We start from the raw sequence: 23,862 nt of genomic DNA, 5'->3' as shown, positions 1-23,862 counted from the left end.
AGCCCTGTGCGCCTGACGCGAAACGCCGCGACCAGCGACCGTCTTTTCGGGAGCGCAGATCAAAGAGAGGGGACAGCGCGTGTCCATGCGCGGACATACGCTGGCCTGTAGAGGCGTCAGTCTTTGTGGGGCGCAGACGACAACAGCTCTTTTTTGTTCGGCTTGTCTTTCCACTCTTCTGCGTCGGCGGGCTGGGCGCCCTTGCGGGTGATGTTCGGCCACTGCGTCGAGTAGCTGGCGTTGATCTCGGCCCATGCGGCGGCGCGGTCGTCGCTGTCGGGGAAGATGGCCTCAGCCGGACATTCCGGTTCGCACACGCCGCAATCGATGCATTCGTCCGGGTTGATGACCAGGAAATTCTCACCGGCGTAGAAGCAGTCCACCGGGCAGACTTCCACGCAATCCATGAACTTGCAGCGAATGCAGTTTTCAGTGACCACGTAGGTCATCGCTCTCTCCGATCGTCAGAAGGTCGGCGCATCGCCGACTTTGGTGTCGCGGGGCGGTCGCGTGGACGGCTCCCATTTCTCAGGACGGGTTGATATGCGAGGGTTTTGGCCGCGAGGCAAGCCCGCGTTTTGGGCGCCTCCGGGCCAACCGGTGCAAGGCGCGGCCCGGGCGGACGCATTCGGAACGGATTGCGACGCAAATGAGCGCTGCGTTAAAGGCCGCTTCCTGCCCCAAGCAGACTCGAAAGCGCGGCGAATGGACCGTCTTTCACGGCGTTCGGCCGGGCGGACGCGCGCTTCGGCTCTACCCGGCGGGGCTGCTTTCGGCGAGAGAGAATCAGCGCCGGAGAGGGCCCGAACATCCCTGCAGGCAATGGCGGCGGCGGCGCGATTTTGAAACCGATGGCCAGCAACGCCTCTCTCAGGCATTCGCGCCTGAGTCCTGAAACCTGAAGGATGTCGGCGGGCGCGGCGACCGCGCTGTCGCGGGTCAGCGCCGCAAGACGGTTTGCGAGCCGCTGCGCCGCGTCCAGCCGCATGCGCACCGGTCCCAGTTCGGGCCACCCAAGTCTCGACAGCAGCCGATGGGGAAACTGGTCGGCCGGGACGACCACGGCGCTGTCGGAGGGGAGTTCCGGCGGCGGCGCATTGTCGTGGATCGCCAGTAAAAGGGCGCGCAGCCGCATGCGGCGTGGCTTGAGCAATTGCGGGAGATAGAGCACATCGAGCGAGCCCGCTCCTTCCAGCGCCGCTATCCCCAGACGGGACAATCGGCCGCGTTGGCGCAGCGGTTGCGTCGGTCGAGCCTGTCCGAGACCTTCGGTCAACTGATGGACGAGGCCCCTCATGGTCGGATCGGACGCTGCGGCGTCGGTCGCGCGGAACAGCGGGGCGAGGTCCCGCTCGATATGCGCGCGAAGGAAGGCCCCGGCGCGCGTCTTGATCCGGTCTTTTTGCTGGCTGTCGAGCAGTCCGTCTCCACGCGTCTCCAACGCAGGATGCAATGGGTCGCGACCAGAGCGCAGGCGGACGATGACCGCGCCGTCCCACAGAATCTCGCCACGTCGCTCGTCCAGCGAGAAAGTGGAATCGGGGGCGTTGCAGCAGGCGGCGACACGGGCGGGCAGTTCGGTTCGCATCGCCCGACGCGCAGCGCGGCCCAGCGTGGCGCGGTCGGTCTCCGGCAGGTTCTTGTCCAGGTGAAGCTCGAAACCGTGGATGCGTCCCACGGCATGGCCCTCGACGATCACTTCTCCGTCTTTACGAACGGCCGACAGCAGGGGCGTCCGGTCGTCGCCGTCCAGCAGGCGTATCAGATGCGCGGCGCGTCGATCGACGAAGCGGGCGGTCAGTCGTTCGTGCAGGGCGTCCGACACGGCGTCCTCCACCGCGCGCGTCCGCTCCTGCCAGAGCGGGGCGTGGGAGACCCATGTTTCGCGGGTTGCGACGTAGGACCAGATGCGGATGCCCGCCAGACGCTGCATCAGCGTGTCGACGTCGCCCTCGATGTTGTTCAGCCGTGCGAGTTGTTCTTCAAGAAGGCTGCCCGGCAGGCGTTTACCGGACGCCAGACGATCGTAGATCCGGGCGCAGAGTTGCGTGTGGTTCTGTTCGCCGAGCTTACGGAAGTCGGGGATCTGACACACGTCCCATAGCAGACGTGTTCTGCCGCCTGTCGCCGCCGACGCTGCGATCTCGGGGTCCGCCGCCAGCGCCGCCAGCGTCAGGGCGTCGCTGGTCTGCGGACTCGCTTGCAGGCCCCGTGCGGGCGACGGACGAGACAGGCTGCGGAGCAGGGCGCCAGGCGAACCGAAATCCAGATCGATATTGCGCCAGTAGAGTCGTTGCAGCGGATCGAAGCGGTGCGTCTCGACGCTTTCGATGATTGCGTCGGGAATGGCGGGGCATTGTCCGGTGGTCCCGAACGTGCCGTCGCGCGCGCCGCGTCCGGCGCGTCCGGCGATCTGTGCGACTTCCGGCGCGAGGAGGTTGCGGCGACGCAGGCCGTCGAATTTGGACAGGCCGGCAAAAGCGACATGGCCGATATCCATGTTCAGCCCCATGCCGATCGCGTCCGTGGCGACGAGGTAATCGACCTCCCGGTCCTGATACAGCGCCACCTGCGCGTTGCGCGTGCGGGGCGACATCTGCCCCATGACGACGGCGCATCCTCCCCGTCTGCTGCGGATCAGTTCGGCGATGGCGTAAATCTCGGCGGCGGAGAACGCGACGATCGCGGTGCGAGGCGGCAATTTTTCCAGTCGCGTCGCGCCCGTCGCGGTCAGCGCCGACAGGCGGGGGCGCGTTTCTATGATTGCGTCCGGCACAAGCTGGCGCATGAGAGGCGCGATGGTTTCTGAGCCGAGGAAGAGCGTCTCGTCCTGTCCGCGCGCATGCAGCAAGCGCGAGGTGAAGACGTGCCCGCGCTCGGGGTCGCCGCAGAGCTGGATTTCGTCCACAGCCAGAAAGGAGACGCTGCGGTCCGTGGGCATCGCCTCGACCGTGCAGGAGAACCAGCGTGCGCCGGGAGGAACGATCTTCTCCTCACCGGTGATGAGGCCCACGCGCGCGGCCCCTTTGGCGGCGACCATGCGGTCGTAGTTTTCGCGAGCAAGAAGACGCAGTGGGAAGCCGATGACGCCGGACGGATGCGCCAGCATGCGCTCGATAGCGTAATGGGTTTTTCCGGTGTTGGTCGGCCCGAGGATCGCATGAGGATGCGGCGCGCCAGAGGCGTCGGGCCCTCGCGACGCCATGCGTGCGGCGAAGGCAGGGGATGCGGCGCCGTTACGCGCCGGGGGGGAACCGTTTTCTGAGATCCGCGCCGTCAGGCCCGGAACCCGTCCGCCATGCGACCCTGTCATACCGCCATCGTGGACTGGTTTTCACGAATTGCAAGCGTCCTTTCCTGTTCGCCGCGCATACTCGGTTGCCCGACGTCGTGCTGACGGATTGCGTGGACGGGCCTGCGGGGGCAGCCTGAGGGTTAATGCCGGATTTTTGGAGCGTGGGAAGACTATGGCGGTAAGGGAGATCGAATGCGTCACGACGGGGCGTCGGAAGGCGTCGCGCATTGTTCACGGCGTCCGGGCGGGCGACGTGAAGACCCTGACGCGTATCGTGGGCGAAGCGGCCGCGGGATATGCGGCGGCTGTGGGATTTTCCGCGCGTCCCGGTGAACTCATGATCGTGCCGGATGGGAGAAGCGGCGTGTCAGCGTTGCTGGGATTGCCGCCTGAGGGCGTATCGGACCCGATGCCTTTCGGCGGGCTGCCTGGCGGATTACCGAAAGGCGCGTGGCGACTCGACCTTCCGCCCGACGTCGACCGCTCGGTGGCGACGCTGGGTTTCGCGCTTGGCGCCTACCGATTCTCGTTGAGGGAGGGAAGCAAGTCGGCGGCGGCGACCCTGGTGGAGGAGAGTCCTGGCGCCGAGGCGCTGGAGACGGCCAGATCGATCTGGCTGGGGCGGGACCTGATCAACCTGCCGGCGAATCTTCTGGGGCCGGCCGAACTGGCGAAGGCTGTCGTCGGCGCGCTCTCGCCATTCGGCGCGAAGACGAAGGTCGTGAAGGGTGAGGCGCTGGCGAAGGAATATCCGCTGGTCGCGCATGTTGGAGCCGGATCCGCACGCAAACCGCGCGTGGTCGTTGCGTCCTGGAGCGGGTCTGGCGCGGCGCCTGATGCGCCGCTGCTGTCGCTTGTCGGCAAGGGCGTGTGTTTCGACGCCGGCGGCAACGACATCAAGCCGTCTGCGGGCATGTTGCGAATGAAGAAGGACATGGGCGGCGCCGCGACGGTGCTGGCGCTGGCTCGCCTGATCATGGCGCGCGATCTGCCGATCCGGCTGGAGGCTCGGTTCGCCTGCGTCGAGAATTCGGTGTCCGGTTCTGCCATGCGCCCGCTGGATGTCGTAACGGCGCGCAATGGCCTGACGGTGGAGATCGGGAACACTGACGCGGAAGGGCGTCTGGTCATGGCCGATCTGTTGAGCGAAGCCTGTGAGTCGAAGCCCGCCCTTCTGCTCGACGTCGCGACGTTGACGGGAGCGGCGCGGGTCGCCTTGGGACCCGATCTGCCAGCATTGCTGGGCAATGACGACCGGGCGGCAGAGGCGCTCCTGAAAGCCGGCCGTGCGGTATACGACCCGTTGTGGCGTCTCCCGCTATGGGATGGATACCGTGATTGGCTGCGCAGCCCGGTCGCAAATATTAACAATGTCTCATCCAAGCCTTTCGCGGGGGCAATAACCGCGGCTTTGTTTCTTGAACGTTTTGTCGACCCAGCTGTGTGTTGGGCACATATTGATAGCTACGCGTGGAACGACAGTTCGCGTCCTGGGCGTCCGGAAGGCGGCGAAATCATGGGGTTACGTGCGATTTTCGCCGCGTTGCCGACGTTGCTGAACCTGAACGATATATTACATTCGTGAGAATAATGATTCCCATGAAGAACTATTTATTCAGGTGCGGTTTATTTTCGCCAGAGACGTTCTATATGACGTCGCATGTGAAGCGCCGGTCCCGACCGGCCTGACCGGGATAACGACTCCCGGCCCGAAAGAGTTAAGGAGTTTACTATCATGGCTCAGACCAAAACCGCCCCCATCAAGGGCGCCAAGGCTCAGAACAACGCCGCCGCCGACGCCCTCGTCACCACGTTGCGCGAGACGATCGTATCCCTCGTTCGTCGTGACGGCCCCGATCTTTCGGCGCGCCAGCTCGCCGTGTTCCTCACCTGCTATCTGCAGGAAGAAGGACACACGGTGCGTGGCCTCGCCGCGGAACTGAACGTTTCGAAGCCTGCGATCACCCGCGCGCTCGACCGTCTCGGTGAGCTGGATCTGGCCCGTCGCAAGGTCGATCCGCTCGATCGTCGCTCGGTGCTGGTGCAGCGCACGCTGAAGGGCGCCGCTTATCTGCGCGAAATTCGTTCGATCATGGGCGAATCCGCCGCGCCGAAAAAGGCTGTCGAAGAGAAGACGGTTCGCGCTCGCGCCGCCTGATCGCGCTCGAGCCGGGTTCTTCTCGTTTGGAGGTTTCGCCGGCGAAGCGACGATCTTTGCGGTTCGGACGCCGCGCTTTGAGCAGCGTTGTCCGAGCGAAGTCTAAAAAAGCCGCGTCCCTTTGGGGTGCGGCTTTTTTCTTTTGGCGCCGGTGCATATTGACCGAATGTTTGGGAGAGGCGTGCGTCCGCAGGCGTTGCTTTTTCCCGAACCTTCTTGCGTCTTCACGCGGGAGCGGTGTTTTCGGTTTTGATCGATCAGGGGCGCCGGGATACGCGCCCCGCTCATTCCGGTGGAATCCGTGGAGTGGGTGAATCTCTTCAGTGCCACAGATAAGGGCGGAGTCCGTGAGTCGGTTCGGCATATCAGACCTCACGGGAAAAAGTCTGTCTCGTCTCAATGAATGCAGGAGTCGTGCATCGGATCATGGCTCACAAACGCACAGGCGCCTTTCTTTTGACGTCTTGCAGACGCATGAAGATACATGCGGATTCGCGTTGGTGGAGGCGCATCGTCACATTTTCCGCAAACCTTCCGTGATGAGCGCCAGAATATGCTCCGGGGCGGGTTCGTTGCGTGTCTGTAGGCAGGGAAAGCGCTTTTTCAAACGGGCGCCCTGTTGTGAAACACGTCGTCGCCGCAAACCATGGGCGGGTGAGAACGTTGAAACACGATGTGGGCTGAAGCCGGACGCGGTTGCGCTCTCAGCCTTGCTTCGACGTGTTCCCGCACACATGGGAACAGCGCCAGCAAGATTTAAAAAAGGAAGATCTTCATGCGTTTTGCACCGATCGCCGCTGTAGCGGCTCTTTCTCTCGCGACCATCGCCACGCCGTCAGTAGCGGCAGGCGACGCTCTGGGTTCGCCGACCGCCACGGTGGTTCTTACGGCCAAGTCGGCGGATGTTGGCGTTGGTTACACGTGGGGCGACGCGACGCTGACCTATAACCACAAGAAATATCATTTCTCGGTGACGGGCGGCACGATCGCCGCCGTCGGTTATTCGGAAGCGACAGGCAAGGGTACGGTTTACAACCTGCACCGCGCCGAAGATTTCGCAGGAACGTACGCAGCCGCTGCGGGTGAGGCGACGCTGGGCGAAGGTATCGGCGGCAAGGTTCTTGAAAACAAGAACGGCGTGCGCATCAAGATCGAGATGGCGTCCAAAGGCGCCCGTCTGGCCGCTGCCGCCAGTGGCATCACTTTCACTCTCAAGCAGTAAGACGAACGCTGTCCGGGCGGAGTTTTTCCGCCCGTGGCGCCGCTTGCGGCGTCACCAGCGGTCGAGAGGCCGACGGCGTTCCAGAGATACGACAACGCTCGTCCAGACGAGTTGCGGTAGAGCGATCAGCCCCAGAAGCGACAGCAGGGCGCTGATGTGGCCGACTGCTTCCGCAGTTGTGGTCCCCGTGGCGGCGCCCATTGCAATGAACGATGGGCGCAGCAGCGTGAACCATGTCGCGCCCCACAGCACGAAGCCCCAGTGGATCAGCGCCACCGTCGTTCGCGGCATGCCGACGCGATAGGCTACTTGATACAGATGGCCACGGTGCGCCTCCAGCAGGCGTTCTCCGGCGAGAGCGCGGCGACAGAGTGTGACGCCTACGTCGTATAAGAGCCCCGCAATCAGGCAGAGAACTTCGATCGCCGTCGAGGGATCGAAGAGACCGCTTGCGTCGGGGCGGACGCCCGCGAGCGCGGCCGCTCCGATCAGCAGCCCACAGCTCTGGCTGCCCACGTCGCCCATGAAAATGCGCGCACGGGGGAAGTTGAACGGTATGAAGGCCAGCAACGTGCAGGCGAGCAACGCCGACTCCGCGCGCAGGCCGGTAGTTGCGGCGGCTGACGGAAGCAGGGCAAGGCAGGCGAAGGACAGGCACAGAACGCCCGAAACCAGCCCGTTCAGCCCATCCATGAAATTCACGGCGTTGGTCACGAACAGCAGCCACGGCAGGGCGATGGCCGCGCCGACCCACGCGCCAAGAGGTCCTGGAAGCGGCGACACGCAGGCTGTCACCAGCATTGCTGCGCCGATTTGCGCCGCCAGCTTCACCCACGGCGACCATTGCTTCACGTCGTCGATCCACGACACGATCGCCAACGCCGCGACGGCGACCCACAGGACGGCGACATGCGCCGTAAGCGCAGGCAGGCCAAGAGTCGCGCGGAGCGGAGGAAGCACCAGAAGAAATGCGCCGATCACGCCGACGCCGCCGCCTTTGGGCGTCGGTTGTGTATGCGCGCTGCGATGAACCGGCGTGTCAAGGACAGCCACGGCGATCATGCGGCGGATCAGCAGCGCAGAGATCATGGCGGCGAGGAGCAGCAGGGCGATGGAGGGAAGCGTGATGGGCATCAGTCGCCTTCAACCGGGAGCAGCGGGCGGCGCGAAGGGCGGTCGCCCGCGCTCTTCGGAGCGTATCCGGGGAGGCGGCGGGTTGGCTCATCGCGTCTGGTTGGCCTGCGTCGAACGGTCGGCGCAGAGGAAAGCTGCGTTGGTTCCTTCTAGCCAGCGCGAGGGTGGGCTATAGGGCTATGGTGATGGCACCGCAACGTCCGGAAGTCGCGCCGATAAGCACCCGGCTGCGGCCGTTCAACCGTATTCTCGTCAATGTCCTGCTCGACGGGACGGTGGCCGCGCTCGCCGCGCCGGTCGCGCGCTGGCTCGCCGCGCCGCAGGAAGGGCTGCTGCACCCGCTCTGGCTGCTGGCGGGAGGCGCGATCACATTGCTGGTCAGCGGGCTGCCGTTCCGGATGCCGCAGCAATACTGGCGGTTCTCCGGCATGTCCGACATGTTGGGAATCACCGGGGCGTCGATCGCCAGCGCCGCGCTGTTCACCGCCGGACTAGCCGTTACCGGCTATCCGCTGCCGAGCCCGGCGTTCCCGATCATCTACGCGTTGACCCTGATCGTCATGCTCGGGGGGCTGCGCGCTGCCTATCGCATGTTCAATGTGCTTGGCCGTCGCAGCGCGGCGCAGCGGCGCGTGGTGCTGGTCGGCGCGGATCAGGTCGCGGATCTGTTCCTGCGTGCGATCGACCGCAACGACGGCTCGGGCGTACGCGTCACGGGGCTGATCGGGCAGGGGACGAATCAGGCCGGGCGGCGCATTCATAACGTTCCAATTCTCGGGCACGTCACCGAAATAGCGGCGCTGCTTGACGGCATGGCGCAGCGCAAGGCGTTGCCGGACAGTCTGGTGGTGACGGACCCGAATTTCCGTGGGGAAGGGTTGAGCCGCGTGCTGGACGCGGCCGAGGCGCATGGCGTCGAGGTCATGCGCGCGCCGGTGTTGACGGCGCTTACGCCCGCCGACCGGGTTGAGCTGCGGCCTGTGGCTCTGGAAGATCTGCTGAACCGTCCGCAGGTGCCGCTGGATCGCGAGGGCATGGATCGCATGATCCGCGACCGTGTGGTGATGGTGACGGGCGCGGGCGGTTCGATCGGTTCCGAACTGGCGCGCCAGATCGCCTCCTTCGGACCGAGTCGTCTCGTTCTGGTCGATAACGGCGAATACGCGCTGTGGCGGATCGACGTCGAACTGGGCGAGCAGGCGCATCCGGCTGCGCGCGACATCGTCGTCGCTGACGTGCGCGACGCGGGACGGATCGAACGCGTGTTCGAGACCTATCGCCCGGCGCTGGTGTTCCATGCTGCCGCGCTCAAGCATGTGCCGATTGTCGAGAGCAACCCGTGTGAGGGATTGCTGACCAATGTGCTCGGCACGCGCATCGTCGCCGATGCAGCCGCGCGGCACGGCGCGCAGGCGATGGTGGTGATCTCGACCGACAAGGCGGTGAATCCGTCCAGCCTGATGGGCGCAAGCAAACGCGCTGCCGAAATGTATTGTCAGGCGCTCGACATCGCCGCGCGGGCGTCCGGGCGTCGCGACGCCATGCGTTGCGTGACTGTGCGCTTCGGCAACGTCCTCGGTTCGACCGGATCGGTCGTGCCGCTGTTCCGCAGGCAGCTTGAACGCGGCGGACCGCTGACCGTCACGCATCCCGATATGCGTCGCTACTTCATGACGGTGCCGGAGGCTGTCGGGCTGGTGTTGCAGGCCAGCGTGCGGGGCGCCGTCGTCGTGCTGGATCACGACGAAAGCGGCACGGACGCGATGCTGCGCGACGGCGGGATTTTCGTGCTCGATATGGGGCAACCCGTGAAGATCGTCGATCTTGCGCGGCGCATCATCCGGCTGGCGGGACTGCGGCCTGACGAGGACGTGGCGATCCGCTTCACCGGCCTGCGTCCGGGCGAGAAGCTGTTCGAGGAGTTGTTCCACGGGCGGGAGGCCCCGGCGCCGACAGATGCGCCGGGTCTGTTGATCGCCACGCCGCGCGTCGTGGATTTGCGGCAGGTCTCGGCGGCCGTGGACAGGATCGCGGCCTGCGCGCATGACGGCAATGCGGCTGAGGCGATTGCAGCGCTTACGGCCCTTGTGCCCGAATTCGTTCACAACAGCACGGGCGCGACGCCGACGGATGCGGGAGAAGCCGCTTCCGACGCCGCGCCCGGAACCGCCTTGGGCAGGGAGAGACTGGTTTCATGAGCACGTCGTCAGAGTTGGCCCCCATCGCGTTTCTCGACCTCGCGGCGCAACAGCGCAGGATGGGTGAGGCGCTGCGCGCGCGGATCGACGCGGTGCTGGCGCATTGCCGCTTCGTGATGGGACCGGAAGTCGTGGAACTGGAGGAAAAACTCGCGACCTACGCTGGCGCCGCACATTGCGTCGGCGTGTCCTCCGGCACCGACGCGTTGCAGATCGTCATGATGGCGGAGGGGATCGGGCGCGGCGACGCGGTGTTCTTGCCAGCGTTCACCTACACGGCGACGGCCGAGGTGCCGCTTGTGCTCGGCGCGACGCCGGTTTTCGTGGACGTCGATCCCGCGACATTCCAGATCGATCCCGCGAGCCTGCGTGCGCGCATTGCCGACGTGCGCAGGGCGGGCAAGCTAAAGCCGCGCGCCATCGTCGGCGTCGACCTGTTCGGTCAGCCTGCGCCATGGGCCGAGTTGCGCGACATCGCGACGGAGAACAACCTGTTCCTGCTCGACGACTGCGCGCAGTCCTTCGGCGGCTCCTATGCCGGACGCAAACTGGGGCGGGAGGCGACGGCTACGACGCTGTCTTTCTTCCCGTCCAAACCGCTGGGCGGTTATGGCGACGGCGGGGCGATCCTGACTGACGATGCGGAGCGCGCGGCGCTGTATCGTTCGTTGCGGACGCATGGCGAGGGTGGCACGCGGTACGAAGTTCTGCGCACCGGCATGAACGGCCGGCTCGACACGTTGCAGGCGGCGGTGCTGCTGGCGAAGCTGGATTTTTTCGAGGCGGAACTGGCGCGGCGTGAGGAAATCGCCTGCGCTTATGACGCCGGATTGCGCGACGTCGTGACCGTGCCTGCGCGTGTGCCGGGCGGGGTCAGCGCCTGGGCGATCTATGCGATCCTGCTGCCGGACACGGCGGCGCGGGCGGCGTTGCAAGAGCGATTGAAAGCGGCGGGCGTTCCGTCTGCGATCTATTACCCGCTGCCGTTGCACCGGCAGCCTGCGTATCGCGACCATCATGACGGCGCGACATTGCCGGTTTCAGACTCGCTGGCCGAGCGTATTCTTGCGCTGCCGATTCAGCCTGAACTGACGGACGCGGAGGTCGCCCGTGTGATCGCCGCCGTGCGCGGCTGATCGGACGGGGTCAGGGTCATGAGGAAAGAAGTCGTCTTCATCATCGCTTTTCTGGTGTTCACCATCGGAACGGCAAGCGTCATCTGGCTGGCGGCGTTGCCGAATTTCAAGCCGGTGACGTTTCCGCAAGTCACGGCCGGGAAAATTTTCGTGGGGCCGATGCGGCGCGTCCGGCAGTTGAACGCCGCGGAAATCGCGACGGTGAACGACTGGCTTCAACACCACACGCACGGGTGGGGGCCGCTCAGCCAGACGCCGCCTTCGAGCGGAGACGCGCGACTGGAGCTTCAGGCCCAGCGGGACGGCAAGTCCGACCCGATCACGCTGACGCTGTGGACCGGGATCAGCGCCGCGGACTGGAACGACACGGTGTTCGTCGAGGCGCCGGACGGGAAGAAAGTGCGTACGGAAACGTTCAGCGCCGCGGAGTTCGCGCCGTTGGGCAAGCTGGTCGACGGCGGCGCCTATCAGAAATCGGCCTTTCCGTGATTGAAATTTCCGGCGACGTCGCAGCGCTGATTTTCGACTGCGACGGAACGCTGGTCGACACCTTGCCGCTCTATCTGACGGCGTGGCGCGCCGCTGTGCTTGAGGTTGGCGGGATCGACCTGCCGCCGGAATGGTTCAGGGGAAAAGGCGGCTACGCGGAGCGGATGCTGTTGGCGGCCGTCGACAAGGCCTTCAACGTTGCTCTGGATCACGACGCGGTCATTTCCGCCGCCCGGCGCGGCGTGATCGATCGTCTGCACGCCGTGCGTGAAAACACGCCCGTGGTCGCGCTGGCGCGGGAATGGCGCGGCCGCCTGCCGCTGGCCGTGGCGTCGAGCGGTTCGCGTGAGGTTGTCGAGGCATCGTTGGCGGCCATCGGGCTGCGGGAGGCCTTCGCGGAGGTCGTGACGGTCGAGGATGTCGTAAACCCGAAACCCGATCCCGAAATTTACCTTCTTGCTGCGCAGGGACTGGGTGTGGACCCCGGACGGTGCGTGGTGCTGGAGGACAGCGACGAGGGGCTGGAAGCGGCGCGGGCGGCAGGCATGCGGGCGTTCGATGTCCGGGGCTGGGCTGAGGACAGGGCAGGCGGTCAGGCTGCCGTTTAAGGCGCCGCAAGAGTGCTCGTTGCATGATTGTCGGAGAGTTGCGGCCTCTCAGGCGCGCCGGGGCTGTGCGTGAGTTGTTTTCACAATGGAATCGCAATAATTTCCCAGGCGTTGCTATCGAAAGAAGCTTCTCACAAACGAGGTCATCATGCGCTACGTCGCTCCCGTCGCTCTTGCAATGCTGGTTTCCACGGCTTCGCACGCCGCTACAGTCGAGCATTTCGCTCCTGAGGGGGTGCCGGCGAGTGTCACGACCGCTCCGCCGTTCAGCAGTGCCGTCATGGCTGGCGACACGCTCTACATCTCCGGCACCACTGATCATGACCCGGCCACGGGCAAACCGGCCCTCGACGCGACCGCCGGCGCCAAAATCGTGCTGGATAACATCAAAAAGACAGTCGAGAAGGCTGGTCTGACGATGGACGACCTCGTCTGGGTGCAGATATTCGCCTCTGACCTCAAGAATTTTGCGGCGTTCAACGCCGTTTACCGGACCTACTTCAAGGGGCCGATGCCTGCTCGCGCTTTCATCGGGGCCGGAAGCCTCCTGGGCGGCGCTCACTATGAGGTCATGGGCATCGCCGTCAAACCGAAGTAAGCGTCACGAATTCAGGTCGTTTCAAAAGAGGAGGCGGAACGCTGTTGCGGTCCGCCTCCTTTTCTTTTTTGCGCTTTCCCGACTTTGCACAGCGTTCATGAGTCTTTGCCGTCATCTGCAAGTTCGTGGTTTGCACGCATTGTCTGCGTGATGGGGGCTGGTTGCGCCATGTGACGCTCCGCGGCGTCGTCGGGGTGGCGTCCATAAAACAAAACCGATATCGTAACAAAATAAACTGTGGACGATACGGCTGTGACGACAACGGTTCTTTCAGCGTGGGCGAACGTCATCGAGCAACGCGACGCTGGAAAGGCGGAGCTTCTGGCGCGCGTTTATGACGGTGCGCTGCCTCCCGACCGGCAGGTCGAGGTGTTCTCGGCATTGCGCGACATTCTGCCATGCCGCGTTGTCCGGCGCGGCGAGCCGCGGTCGCTGGCGTACGATGACGGCGCGTTGCGGAATCTGCTCGGCCTGAAAGTGGAGACTGCAGGCAAGGTAAACGATTTTTATGACTACCTCTCCCTAAACCGGGTTGCGGGGGTGCTGATCGCGCATGAAGGTCGGGTCGTTCTGGAGCATTATGACCTCGGGGCTGGACCCACGACGTTCTGGCCGTCCATGTCCGTCGCCAAGTCTGTCAGCACCACTCTGGTCGGCATGGCGATCAAGGATGGCCTGATCGGCAGTCTGGACGACATGCTTGAGCAATACCTTCCAGAGTTGAAGGGCGGCGCTTATCAGGGCGTGTCGGTCCGCAATCTCCTGCAAATGACATCAGGCGTCGGGTGGAACGAGACCTATACTGATCCGTCATCGGATCGTCGCCGGATGCTGGCGCTACAGTCCGCCGGCCGTCCCGGCGCGATCCTGGATTTGATGACGAGTCTGCCGCGCGTGGCGAAACCCGGTGCGGTCTGGAATTACAGCACGGGCGAGACCTGCGTCATGGGCTATCTGTTGCGTGCGGCGCTGGGGCGATCGCTGTCGGAATATCTTTCGGAAAAACTGTGGAAACCACTTGGGATGGAGCATGAAGCGCATTGGTGGCTCGATGCGGCGGATGGTACGGAGACGGCGGGCATGGGCCTGAACGCGACTCTTCGTGATTTCGCGCGTTTTGGGCTGTTCGTCCTGAATGGCGGATGTATCGACGGAAAATCCCTTCTTCCAGACGGTTGGTTTGCTGAAGCGGGACGTCCAAGGACGCTTTCGGGCGGCGATCGGCTGGACTACGGCTACATGTGGTGGCCGACGTCGGACCGTGACGGTGGATTTTCGGACGGCGCCTTTTCGGCGCGTGGTATTTTCGGGCAGCGTATCTATCTGAATCCGGCGCGCAAGACGATGATCGTCGAGTTACGGGCGCGGCCCAAGCCGATCATGGAAGATCCCGTGGATTCGAACGCGTTTGCACATGCGGTTGTGGATGTTTTGGCGAAATAGAATAGTCTTAATTTTTTCTGAGAAATTTTGCTTTCATTTTTATTTTGTTTATAAAATTTCTAAACACCGCAGGTTTGTAACTTGGTGCGTCAGGAACATATAGCTGTTCATGCATCCACTCACGAGCGTTGAGTATTTGAATTTGATATTCATTATAGTTCTGCATCAAAATATCTCCTATCAATTTTATTTCTTGTGAGAGAAAGTCTAAATCTTGTGTCATTGATTGTTCTTTTTTTTGGTTATTTTTGCAATGTTGTTGATGTCGCTAATTTCGCGTTCTCTTTCTTGGTAAGAAAAACATTTTCTTTTGTATAATAAATTCATGGTATTGTAAGTCATGCAGGCGTCGATGGCGATTCCGATAGGGCTGTCCTTTTCGAATTGGCTATAAAAAACACGCATGCAATCGTGAAGGATATCCTTCAGAGCTGTCGTTGCTAATGGTTGATCAAGAATGGACGCTACTTCTTGAACTTTATTACAGTAAGATTCGAATCTCTCCATTCGTTTTTCGTACAACGATATTTTGTATTGATTTTCCGCAATTTTCATCTGCCCATTGGTTGCCCGCCAGGACATGGCTGATACGACCAACGATAGAAACGACACAAGAAGCGTCAAAAAATCAGTTTTGTGAGATAGTATCTTTGCAATCAGATGGAAAAATATCGAATTATCGGCCGCAATCTGATGTGCAGGCATGGCGTGATCCTGAGTGGAAAATTTTTATCGAAAAAGTTGTGCGCTTTCTGAAACTAAATTCATGCTCTCTGAAACTATTACAGATGCGCCTAGCGTGTCGCCAGTGTATCCGCCAATTTGCCGCCGTGCCTGTAATGTGACTGCTCCGGTTGCGGCAATAGATGCGGCCCAGCTTACAAGCTCGTGGAAGGGGTTGGGCGTACATAGTAAGAACGCGAGCGGCGCAGCCAGCCCAAAAGCCACGACGAACACCGGCGGTTTGCCAACAGACCGTCCCAACCCATCCTCGCGCGCGGGCGGCAGCAGGGTCATGACGAGCGGCAGCGCGCCGCGTGAAGCCGCCGATGCGAGAACCAGCGCCGCCAGCACCCTGTCGGCAGGAATCGCGGCTATCGCGCTGGCGCGCAGCATTGTCGTCAGGACCAGCGCAAGAGCGCCGTAACTGCCGATGCGGCTGTCGCGCATGATGGCGAGCTTCCGTTCCCGATCACGCCCGCCGCCGAACCCGTCCGCGACATCGGCCAGCCCGTCCTCATGCAGTCCGCCTGTCAGCAACGTCTGGACGCACAGCGCGCACAGGGCGGCGACAGGCGGCGACAGGCCAAACGCGCGCAGCGCCTCCATCGCGGCACCGCCGACCAGTCCGATCAACGCGCCGACGAGCGGCCATGTCCAGGAGGAACGCGCCATGGACATGGTCGTGCCGTCCGCCCGCAACCACCCCGTTGGCAGGCGGGTGAGAAGTCCCAGCCCGCAGGCGAAGTCAGCGCGGACAGCGCGCATCATGGCGCAGAGGCGTCATCGCCTGTAGCGACGCCAGCAGAATCGAAAGTCGCCATTCCGGCGTGGCAGGCGACAGCCGCCCGCACGAGCGGCGCGGCAAGTGCGGCTCCTGACGCTTCGCCGAGCCGCAGGCCGAGGTCGAGCAGAGGCTCCATCCCCAGTGCGACGGCCAGCCGTGTATGCCCCGCTTCCGCCGAACGATGCGACAGCAGCGCGTGGTCGAGTCCGTCAGGCGCCAACCGGGCGAGAGGGGCGGCGGCGGCCGTGCAGACGAACCCGTCCAGCAGCACAGGCACGCCGTGGCGTCGGGCGGCAAGCGTTGCGCCCATGATTGCGGCGAGTTCGTAACCTCCCAGCCTACGTGCGGCTTCCAGAGGATCGGACGCGACGCCGCCGTGCAGTGAAAGCGCCGCGTCGATGGCGCGCGCCTTGCGGGCCAATCCTTCGTCGTCGATCCCGGCGCCGCGCCCGGCCCATTCCGTCCCGCTTCCGCCAAACAGCCCGGCGGACAGAGTGGCGGCGACAGTCGTGTTGCCGATGCCCATCTCTCCCAGACAGAGCAGGTCGGCCTCCGGCGACACTGAGGCGTAACCGAGGTCCACGGCGGCGAGGAACGCGGTTTCGTCCATCGCCGGACCGGTCGTGAAGTCGCTTGTCGGCGCCAGACCGGCGACTTCGACGACGCGAAGCGTTGCGCCTGCGACGCGCGACAACTGGTTGATCGCTGCGCCGCCGTTGCGGAAATTCCCCACCATCTGCGCCGTGACGGCGGAGGGCCATGCGGAGACGCCTTGCGCCACGACCCCGTGATTGCCTGCGAACACGATGACGTCGATGCGCTCCATCGTCATAGGCCGTCCGCGTCGCCAGCGGGCGTGCCATCGGGCGATGCTTTCCAGCCGACCGAGGCTGCCGGGCGGCTTGGTCAGTATATGGTCGCGGGCGATGGCCCTCGCCTCGGCCTCGGCGTCGCCGGACCAGAGCGATGTGGCGGCGTCGCGGAGCGCTGCGAGAGTGGGGAAAGATTCTGGCATGTTCCGGTATGTGCGGCCTTCGGGCGTGGGCGGCAAGCCGGGTGTGGGCGTTCGCTCGTCTCTGACACAGGAGTCGAGAGGCTTGCGGATGTGGCGTTGCGCGGCGGCAATGGGAAAGGTGTCGTCAATGAAAGATATTTTCGCGCTTCTCGCGCCGAAAAATGCTTATTCCGTTCCGAATGCGACACACAAAAGCCCGGAATTCGCTTCATCAGGCGTGACGCACTTAATTCCTAACACAGGCGGAACACATGCGACGTCGGCGCTTGCTTCAGTATGGCTCGGTAGTTCTGGCGTCTCCAGCCTACGCGGTTCCGGCCGCGCCTCAGGCGATTGCGACGTATGAGCGCGAGAGCCGTGGTCACATAGGCGTTTATGCCGAAAATCTTGCGACCGGGCGCAAACTGCTGTGGCGTGCGGACGAACGCTTCGTAATGTGCAGCACGTTCAAGGCGTCGCTCGCTGCCTGCGTGTTGCGCCGCGTCGACCGGGGACAGGAAAAACTCGATCGGATTATCGCTTATACGAAAGCGGACGTGCCGGACTGGTATGCGCCCGTCGCCAGGGAGAATCTGGCGCGCGGTTCGATGACGGTCGCAGAGATGTGTCAGGCGGCGGTGGAGCAAAGCGACAACACCTGCGCCACGCTGCTTCTCTCGAGCATTGGCGGCCCTGCGGCTCTGACGGCGTTCTGGCGTTCGATTGGCGACACGCAGACGCGCCTTGAAGATCCGGAGCCGTATCTCAATCGGACGCCCCCCGGCGGCGTTCGCGACACGACGACCCCGTCGTCGATGGCGAAGATCCTGCAACGCGTGGCGCTGGGGGACGTGCTGTCGGACTCGTCGCGGGCGTTGCTGACCGGGTGGCTGGTCGGGTGTCAGACCGGGGCGAACCGCCTGCGCGCCGGTCTTCCCAAGACGTGGCGCGTGGGCGACAAGACCGGCAACAACGCGAAGGATGCGGCGGGCGACATCGCGGTGCTGTGGCCGAAGCCGGACGCCCCGATCATCGTAGCGGTTTATACGAGGGGCGGAACGCCGACCGACGCGCAACTGGCGTCGGCGTTCGCCGGCGTCGGCGCGCTTGTCGCGGAGACGCTAGGGTGAGGCTTCGGGCGGGCTGCGCGGCAAGACGCCACGATTCCCCGGAGTAGGAAAATTACGCGCGGCGTCCGTTCCGGAAAAGCCGCGTAGCGGTGGGGGAACGATTCTGATGACGCCTGAGGTGGTTCTGACGCCGGATCTGACGGGGCTGGACGGAACGGTTCTTGTTCTTGGCGGCGCGCGTTCGGGCAAGAGCCGGTACGCCGAAGCCCTGATCACCGCATTGCCCACGCCGTGGATTTACGTTGCGACCGCACATGCCGGGGACGAGGAAATGGCGCGGCGGATCGATAAACATCGCGCAGATCGGAAAGACGGGTGGCGGACTGTCGAGGAGCGTTTCGATCTTCCCGGTGTTCTGGACCGGGCGGGGACCGCTCCGGTGCTGGTGGACTGCCTGACGCTTTGGCTGACGAACCTCATTCTCGACGAACGCGATATCGCGGCGGCGTCGGAAGGGTTGATGGAGGCGCTGGTCCGGCGTGCTGCGCCGACGATTCTGGTCGGGAACGAGGTAGGGTTGGGGCTGACGCCGGAAACTCCGCTCGGCAGGCGTTTTCGTGATGAAGCGGGATTGCTGCATCAGCGCATCGCGCGTGACGCGGGACAGGTCGTGTTTTTGGCTGCCGGGCTTCCGCTGCGTCTCAAATAGGAGTCAGGACGGCCCCGGCGCGGTGAACGGGCGGGAGACGCCGTTATCAACCTCCCGGCTGTTCAGATTGAGATCGTAATCGTGGAGATCGGCCGCGCGCGGACAGGCCTTTGCGACGCCACGCACCACTTCGTCGCGATACATATGCAGGCTGGCCTCCCGGAAAGGATGGGCGCGCAATCTGGCGACTTCCTCCTCGGTATAGGGTTTGGCGCCCTGCGGGGCGCTGCCTGCGCCCAGCCTGAACACGACGAAATTCATCATCGTCGCCAGATCCGCCGACGACAGGTTCGCAAAGGCGACGTTGGGCAGGCGAATCAGGTATTCGCGCCCGGCGGGGGTGCAGAGGAAATAACCTACATGTCCGGCGAGATCCGGGACCACACTGCGACCGGAATGTCCCTGCACGCCGTGACAGCCACCGCAACCGGTCAGATAGTTCCCCTGAACGCCCGGCAGAACGGGGACGGAGGCCATGGGAACCGGTGCCACGTTCACGGAATTGTCGCCCGCAAGCGCGGCGGCGCTTCCACCGAGCAGCGCCGTTCCAACGAACAGGGCGGCGAGCCAGCGTCCGGGGGCACGGGACACCGCAGTCGTTCCAGAACCGGCTGTGCTCTGGGCATGTCGCCGGACAGGAAGCGCACGCTCTCTAAACGATGCCCGCAGGCGCGACGCGAAGCGGGGACCGAACATGATGGAGCCTAGCTGGCCTGACCGATGATCGCCGCCGTTGAGCAGTGATACGTGGTCGATTTGGTGCCGAAGCACCAGATGATGTCGTTGCTCGTCTGCGGGCGGTAGATCGGCATTTCACGGTCGGACGTATTGCAGTCGCACTCTTTCGGCACGTTGCACATATTGCGACCGCAGCAATCACGGTAGGCGATGACGTAGGAACGGCCATCTTCCGGGTTGCGGCAGGTGCCGATCCACGAAACGGGGGAGGGTTCCGTGCCTGGAGGGCAGGTGTGCACGCCGCCGCCGCAGCAGCCGCACAGCACGCCGTCGATGGCGCAGTGCCGCCAGTAGTCGCAGCGATCCGGGTCCTTGGACTGCGCGTTGCGCTCGAAATCCGTCAGCGTCGGCGGAGGGTTCGGCGCTGCAGCTTCCGCACGCGTGACGGGCAGGAGCGGGAAGGCGGGAGCGACGGCCATGGCCGTGCTCACCTTGCCGAGGACGCTGCGACGGGAGGAGTTGACGGCAAGGTAACGGGCGAATTTCTCGCTCAGTGTGTCGAACAGCGACACGGACATGCTTTTACTCTCCCCTGACCAGTTCGAATTTCAGGCCTGCGGGCGCCCCGAAGGCGTCCGTCAGGACCGGCGATGTATGTGCGGCGCCGCTGCGCGTCAGATCATGCCGCATGGGCGTGACCGGCGTGCGACCGTGCTGCGAGATAGGACTGGACCGTCGCGAAGCCGGTCTCGTGCGCCGTCAGCAGGCTTTCCAGATGCTCGCGGCTGTTGACCAGCCCCTTAGCCACGATTGCGCCTTCCGTGCCGAGCAGCGCCGCGAACGGCAGCTTGTCGACGCCGATCATGCGGCCATAGCGATCGTCGTTGACCATCTGCCCGCGCGGCAGACCGAACGACGCGACCAGACGTTCCTGCGCTTCCGCGCTGTCGTCGCCCATGAACACCAGATCCAGCGCTTCCCGCCGGGCGAAGTCGCGTGCGATTGGCGCCAGTTTGCGCGAAATCGGGCATCCTTCGCCGACGAAGAGCAGGAGTTGCATCCGGGCTCGCGGGCCGCCGAACACGACGGGCGTGCCGTCTAGAGCGGCGCCCGTCCATGTCGGCGCCTGTGCGCCGGGCGGCGGACCACCCCCGGCCATCAAGGCGCCGGCCGGGGCCACGACACGATAAAAGCGGCGCAGGGATCGGAACAGCAGGGCCATCACGACCGCCACTGCCGCCACGAGCAGCCATGTCAGCGCCTGCGCTGCGGCGAGCGTGATCACGCGGACGCCCGCGCGGCTGGGCTGGACGGCTGCGAAGCGCGCGCCGGAATATGGATCGACTGCGTCATTTGGCTCACATATCCGGCACGATCGACATGCCGCCGACGCGCGCCTCGACGGTCCGGCTCACCTGCCCGGTGGCGGCGTCGATCACGGTGATCGGGCCGTCGTGGTCTCCCGTTACGTAAACGAGGGACGCCTTGTCGGGGCTGACGGCGACGCCTTTCGCGGGCGACGGCAGGTCGATTCTGCGAAGAAGGACCTGTTGCGCCGGATCGAACTCCCACAGCTCAGTGCCTGCGGTCTTGTGCGTCCAGTGGTTGCCGGAATGCATCAGCACGAAGAGGTGGCCGGTCGCGGTATTCCAGGCGAAAGGCTGCTGTCCGCCTGGACGCCACGCCAGTTCCTGCACGCCGGTTCCGGCTTGCGGCAGGCCTGCGGCTTTCTGCAAGGACCATGTGGCGTCGATCGTCGGGTTCTGACCCAGCGTGACGTTGTAGACCTTGCCCGTGTAGCTGACGAACAGCGCCTTGCCGGATTTGTGGTCGACCAGTCCCTGTTCGAAGACGGGGTCGTTATTCGCGTCGAAGAACGGCTTGGTGTGGGTGATCGTCGGCTGCGATCCGTCGTTCACGCCGACATTGGTCAGGGATCCGTCGCCGCAAAGGCTGGAGAAACCGCCGGATTTCCATGGGAAGATCAGCGCGCAGCCGGGGATGTCCACAGTCCGCGCGACAGCGCCCTTCGAAAGGTCCACCAGGGTGACGGCGGTCGCCGGGCTCATGTCGAAAATGTAGGCCCAGCGCCCGTCGCTGCTGACGTCCAGATCCTGCTTTTTGTAGACGGCGAGCGCGCGGGGCGGCAGTTCGATTTCTTTCGTCAGGGCGAGCGTCTTGGCGTCGTAGACCTGAAGCAGATCCTGTCGCGTGCCGTGATCGACGCGGGAGTACATCGTGTCGGCGACGTAGATAACCTTGCGATCCGGGGAGATGGCGATGTTCGCCAGCATGCTCGCGGGCAAGGTGCCCAGCATACGTCCCTTGTCCATGTCGAAAATCTGGTACGTGTAATCGGTCGCGGACGGGATGAACCAGTGCGGACCGATCGGCGGCAACGTGGCGACGTCGTTCTGCTCCGCCTGCAACACCGGATGAGCGCCAGCAGACTGCGCCATGGCCGGGGAATGTGACATTACGGCCGCGAGACCTAACCCCAGCGGTCCCATCGCGCGGCGGGCGCAGGTCTTCAGCCAATCCGTCATCTCGGTCCTCCACGTAACGCGTGCAAGACAAGCCGAATTACGGGACGCCGCCAAGGGGATGAGAAAAAAAATCTTTCACGATCGCAACGATGCCTTCGCGATCAGCGCAATCTGAGCGGTCAACTACGCCTTCGTTGTCAGGCCTTGCGGATGAACAGGGTGACCGAACCGTCTGTTTCGTCTCGCTGCGATATGATCGCGTGGCCCAGAGCGGACGCTGACCGGGACACGTTGCGCAGGGGTTCTTCCCCGTGCAGCGTCACGGCCAGCAACTGCCCGGAACTCATGGCGTCGAGTACGAGACGCGTGCGGACGAACGTCATCGGACACGTATCGCGCGTGATGTCGAGGGTTCGGTCGACGTGACCGACTCGGGAATAATTTTCAGTGACCGGCGACGTCGGCGTGGTCGTGTCTTCAGGCGCTTGCATGCCGGGAAAATGGGCGCAAGGCGACAGTTCGGCAAGGCGTCGAGAGGCGCGTATTCGTCGAAGGTGGGCTGAAACGGGAACGGCGGACGATGGAGCGGACGCGCGTCCTGGTAATGTACCAGTGGACAAACTTCGGTTGAGTCGGCTACGCGACTTGCTCATGGATCGCAAACAGGTCGGCGATAGGATAAGCGCCGTGAACGCACGTTCGATCGTATCGGAAGACGCGCCCGTCCACGGGACGAGCGCAACGCCTGTACAGGAATCTCGAATCGCCAGGCTGTGCGTTGAGCGCGGCCTGAAGATGACCGGCCAGCGTCGCGTGATAGCGCGCGTTTTGTCGGATGCAGAGGATCATCCGGACGTCGAGGAGCTTTATCGCCGGGCGACTGCTCTGGACTCCCGTATTTCGGTGGCGACAGTGTATCGCACCGTTCGCCTCCTTGAAGAGAAGGGCATCCTTGAGCGTCGGGATTTCGGGGGTGGTCGGGCCAGGTATGAGGCGAGCGAGCATGGTCGCCACTATCATCTGATCGACATTGACACCGGCAAGGTGATCGAATTCGAGGACGAAGAGCACGAGGCGCTGATGCGCCGCATCGCCGAGCGTCTTGGCTTCGACCTGATCTCGTTGCGGATGGAGCTGTTCGGCCGACGCGTTCCCGCTCAGGAAAGCGCCAGTGCGGGCAAAGCGGGCGACAAGGCGGGCGCGGCGGGGCGCGAGCGGAAGGCGCCTGCCGCACTTGGCGGAGGAAAAGCCTGATGAGCGCCGAAAAGCCGAGAGGTTCGACACTTTCCACGCTGGACCTTGATCGCACTGGCTTCCACGAACTGCGTGGCGGTAATCTCGGTGTGCGCATCGCCACGACGGATGCGGAGAAAGATGCGGCGCAGGCGCTGCGCTATCGCGTGTTCTTCGAGGAAATGGGCGCCCATCCCGACGCGCAGGCGCAACGGTTGAAGCGCGACGTCGACGAATTCGATGAGTACGCCGATCACCTGCTGGTTATCGATCACGCGATTTCGTCAGGGCCGGAGGGCGTTGTCGGCACCTATCGCCTGATGCAGGGCGATGCGGCGTCGCGACTGGGACGCTTCTACAGCCAGAGCGAATTCGATATCTCGCCGTTGACCGAATTTCCCGGAAGGCTGCTTGAAGTCGGACGCTCCTGCGTTGACGCGCGTTATCGTGGGCGGGCGGCTATGCAACTGCTCTGGCGCGGCATCGCGTATTATATCTTTCTGCACCAGATCGACGTTCTCTTCGGCTGCGCGAGCTTGCCCAGCCCCAATCCGGACGATCTGAGCGAAGAGCTGACATATCTGTATCAGAACCATCTGGCGCCGCCCGCGCTGCGTGTTCGCGCGCTGCCGGAGCGCCGCGTGGAGATGCTCCGGCGCGACCCGCTGACCATCGACACGCGAAGCGCGCTCGCCAAGCTGCCGCCCTTGATCAAGGGGTATCTGCGGCTGGGCGGTTATGTGGGGGACGGCGCGGTCGTCGACCCGCAGTTCAACACCACCGACGTTGCGGTGTTGGTCAAAAGCGAATTGATGGCCGACAAGTACTACCGACATTACGAGCGGCGGTTGCGCGACGCGCTAGACTAAACCGCGTCCACCGTCTCGCGGATCGTTCGTAAAAG

26 protein-coding genes are annotated in these 23,862 nt (G+C 63.8%); 14 read left to right on the top strand and 12 right to left on the bottom strand.

Annotated features, from left to right (window positions below):
- Nucleotides 1-116: 116 nt before the first annotated feature.
- Entirely contained in the window at nt 117-449 is a 333-nt protein-coding gene (fdxA, locus tag G442_RS0103255; protein WP_026396821.1) for a ferredoxin FdxA, read from the bottom strand.
- A gap of 212 nt (nt 450-661) precedes the next feature.
- Nucleotides 662-3,313 carry a helicase-related protein gene (locus G442_RS0103250; protein WP_246789312.1) on the bottom strand — a complete coding sequence of 884 codons (2,652 nt, stop codon included), beginning with the start codon at nt 3,311-3,313 and terminating at the stop codon, nt 662-664.
- Between the two features lie 154 nt (nt 3,314-3,467).
- Between G442_RS0103250 and G442_RS0103245 the strand changes: the two genes are divergently transcribed.
- The 3 genes from G442_RS0103245 (at nt 3,468) to G442_RS0103235 (ending at nt 6,675) form a co-directional block, all read left to right on the top strand.
- Nucleotides 3,468-4,880 carry a leucyl aminopeptidase family protein gene (locus G442_RS0103245; RefSeq protein ID WP_026396819.1) on the top strand — a complete coding sequence of 471 codons (1,413 nt, stop codon included), beginning with the start codon at nt 3,468-3,470 and terminating at the stop codon, nt 4,878-4,880.
- Between the two features lie 150 nt (nt 4,881-5,030).
- Nucleotides 5,031-5,453: a MarR family transcriptional regulator gene (locus G442_RS0103240; protein WP_146882157.1), complete on the top strand. Its 423-nt coding sequence runs from the start codon at nt 5,031-5,033 to the stop codon at nt 5,451-5,453.
- 775 nt (nt 5,454-6,228) lie between these two features.
- Nucleotides 6,229-6,675, top strand: a complete 447-nt coding sequence (locus G442_RS0103235; RefSeq protein WP_026396817.1) for a hypothetical protein — start codon at nt 6,229-6,231, stop codon at nt 6,673-6,675.
- Between the two features lie 51 nt (nt 6,676-6,726).
- On the opposite strand, the gene G442_RS0103230 is transcribed toward G442_RS0103235, so the two are convergent.
- The gene (locus tag G442_RS0103230) at nt 6,727-7,809 is read right to left on the bottom strand and encodes an MraY family glycosyltransferase (protein ID WP_026396816.1); all 1,083 of its coding nucleotides are present in this window, start codon (nt 7,807-7,809) and stop codon (nt 6,727-6,729) included.
- Between G442_RS0103230 and G442_RS24870 the strand changes: the two genes are divergently transcribed.
- The 7 genes from G442_RS24870 to G442_RS20695 all read left to right on the top strand — a co-directional run bounded on the left by G442_RS24870 (nt 7,802) and on the right by G442_RS20695 (nt 14,281).
- Nucleotides 7,802-7,984: a hypothetical protein gene (locus G442_RS24870; protein ID WP_154660340.1), complete on the top strand. Its 183-nt coding sequence runs from the start codon at nt 7,802-7,804 to the stop codon at nt 7,982-7,984. The two genes, G442_RS0103230 and G442_RS24870, sit on opposite strands and share 8 nt — an antisense overlap.
- A 10-nt stretch (nt 7,985-7,994) precedes the next feature.
- On the top strand, nt 7,995-10,007 hold the full coding sequence (locus G442_RS0103225) for a polysaccharide biosynthesis protein (protein ID WP_026396815.1): 2,013 nt from the start codon (nt 7,995-7,997) through the stop codon (nt 10,005-10,007).
- Entirely contained in the window at nt 10,004-11,143 is a 1,140-nt protein-coding gene (locus G442_RS0103220) for a DegT/DnrJ/EryC1/StrS family aminotransferase (protein ID WP_026396814.1), read from the top strand. The genes G442_RS0103225 and G442_RS0103220 overlap by 4 nt, the downstream gene beginning before the upstream one ends.
- 18 nt (nt 11,144-11,161) lie before the next feature.
- Complete coding sequence (locus G442_RS0103215; protein ID WP_026396813.1) at nt 11,162-11,632, top strand: hypothetical protein; 471 nt, start codon at nt 11,162-11,164, stop codon at nt 11,630-11,632.
- Complete coding sequence (locus G442_RS0103210; protein ID WP_246789311.1) at nt 11,629-12,240, top strand: HAD family hydrolase; 612 nt, start codon at nt 11,629-11,631, stop codon at nt 12,238-12,240. The genes G442_RS0103215 and G442_RS0103210 overlap by 4 nt, the downstream gene beginning before the upstream one ends.
- 148 nt (nt 12,241-12,388) lie before the next feature.
- A complete protein-coding gene (locus tag G442_RS0103205) occupies nt 12,389-12,838 on the top strand; it encodes a RidA family protein (RefSeq protein WP_051291880.1) in 450 nt (149 codons plus the stop codon).
- 237 nt (nt 12,839-13,075) lie between these two features.
- Complete coding sequence (locus tag G442_RS20695) at nt 13,076-14,281, top strand: serine hydrolase domain-containing protein (RefSeq protein ID WP_035376137.1); 1,206 nt, start codon at nt 13,076-13,078, stop codon at nt 14,279-14,281.
- Nucleotides 14,282-14,288: 7 nt separating this feature from the next.
- On the opposite strand, the gene G442_RS24865 is transcribed toward G442_RS20695, so the two are convergent.
- From G442_RS24865 to cobT, 4 genes are read right to left on the bottom strand one after another with little or no spacing between them, the layout of a single operon-like run.
- A complete protein-coding gene (locus G442_RS24865; protein WP_146882153.1) occupies nt 14,289-14,504 on the bottom strand; it encodes a hypothetical protein in 216 nt (71 codons plus the stop codon).
- Nucleotides 14,501-14,986, bottom strand: coding sequence for a hypothetical protein (locus tag G442_RS0103195; RefSeq protein WP_026396810.1), 486 nt, complete (start codon nt 14,984-14,986; stop codon nt 14,501-14,503). The genes G442_RS24865 and G442_RS0103195 overlap by 4 nt, the downstream gene beginning before the upstream one ends.
- Before the next feature lie 24 nt (nt 14,987-15,010).
- Nucleotides 15,011-15,772, bottom strand: a complete 762-nt coding sequence (cobS, locus tag G442_RS0103190) for an adenosylcobinamide-GDP ribazoletransferase (RefSeq protein WP_051291879.1) — start codon at nt 15,770-15,772, stop codon at nt 15,011-15,013.
- Nucleotides 15,769-16,803 carry a nicotinate-nucleotide--dimethylbenzimidazole phosphoribosyltransferase gene (gene cobT / locus G442_RS0103185; RefSeq protein ID WP_026396808.1) on the bottom strand — a complete coding sequence of 345 codons (1,035 nt, stop codon included), beginning with the start codon at nt 16,801-16,803 and terminating at the stop codon, nt 15,769-15,771. Before cobT ends, cobS begins: the two co-directional genes overlap by 4 nt.
- Before the next feature lie 251 nt (nt 16,804-17,054).
- Between cobT and bla the strand changes: the two genes are divergently transcribed.
- Together bla and cobU are read left to right on the top strand one after the other, a co-directional pair.
- Complete coding sequence (gene bla, locus G442_RS0103180; RefSeq protein WP_026396807.1) at nt 17,055-17,912, top strand: class A beta-lactamase; 858 nt, start codon at nt 17,055-17,057, stop codon at nt 17,910-17,912.
- A 106-nt stretch (nt 17,913-18,018) separates the two neighbouring features.
- Nucleotides 18,019-18,561 carry a bifunctional adenosylcobinamide kinase/adenosylcobinamide-phosphate guanylyltransferase gene (gene cobU, locus G442_RS0103175; RefSeq protein WP_035376136.1) on the top strand — a complete coding sequence of 181 codons (543 nt, stop codon included), beginning with the start codon at nt 18,019-18,021 and terminating at the stop codon, nt 18,559-18,561.
- Nucleotides 18,562-18,564: 3 nt separating this feature from the next.
- On the opposite strand, the gene G442_RS20690 is transcribed toward cobU, so the two are convergent.
- From G442_RS20690 to G442_RS24230, 5 genes are all read right to left on the bottom strand, one after another.
- Entirely contained in the window at nt 18,565-19,152 is a 588-nt protein-coding gene (locus G442_RS20690) for a hypothetical protein (protein ID WP_051291878.1), read from the bottom strand.
- Nucleotides 19,153-19,265: 113 nt separating this feature from the next.
- Complete coding sequence (locus G442_RS0103165; RefSeq protein WP_026396805.1) at nt 19,266-19,817, bottom strand: methylamine dehydrogenase light chain; 552 nt, start codon at nt 19,815-19,817, stop codon at nt 19,266-19,268.
- A 101-nt stretch (nt 19,818-19,918) separates the two neighbouring features.
- Complete coding sequence (locus tag G442_RS0103155) at nt 19,919-20,524, bottom strand: thioredoxin domain-containing protein (protein WP_051291877.1); 606 nt, start codon at nt 20,522-20,524, stop codon at nt 19,919-19,921.
- Nucleotides 20,525-20,597: 73 nt separating this feature from the next.
- Entirely contained in the window at nt 20,598-21,785 is a 1,188-nt protein-coding gene (locus G442_RS0103150) for an amine dehydrogenase large subunit (protein WP_084440336.1), read from the bottom strand.
- A 137-nt stretch (nt 21,786-21,922) separates the two neighbouring features.
- On the bottom strand, nt 21,923-22,216 hold the full coding sequence (locus G442_RS24230; RefSeq protein WP_084440335.1) for a sulfurtransferase TusA family protein: 294 nt from the start codon (nt 22,214-22,216) through the stop codon (nt 21,923-21,925).
- A 304-nt stretch (nt 22,217-22,520) separates the two neighbouring features.
- On the opposite strand from G442_RS24230, the gene G442_RS0103140 reads away from it, so the two are divergent.
- Entirely contained in the window at nt 22,521-22,979 is a 459-nt protein-coding gene (locus tag G442_RS0103140; RefSeq protein ID WP_246789334.1) for a Fur family transcriptional regulator, read from the top strand.
- Nucleotides 22,979-23,827 carry a GNAT family N-acetyltransferase gene (locus G442_RS0103135; RefSeq protein ID WP_026396800.1) on the top strand — a complete coding sequence of 283 codons (849 nt, stop codon included), beginning with the start codon at nt 22,979-22,981 and terminating at the stop codon, nt 23,825-23,827. The genes G442_RS0103140 and G442_RS0103135 overlap by 1 nt, the downstream gene beginning before the upstream one ends.
- The last annotated feature ends 35 nt before the right edge of the window (nt 23,828-23,862 follow it).

The organism is Acetobacter nitrogenifigens DSM 23921 = NBRC 105050 (genome assembly GCF_000429165.1).
In the GTDB taxonomy this organism is placed as follows: domain Bacteria; phylum Pseudomonadota; class Alphaproteobacteria; order Acetobacterales; family Acetobacteraceae; genus Acetobacter; species Acetobacter nitrogenifigens.
The sequence above is the reverse complement of the archived record's forward strand: the minus strand, read 5'-3'. Positions and strand labels throughout refer to the sequence as shown.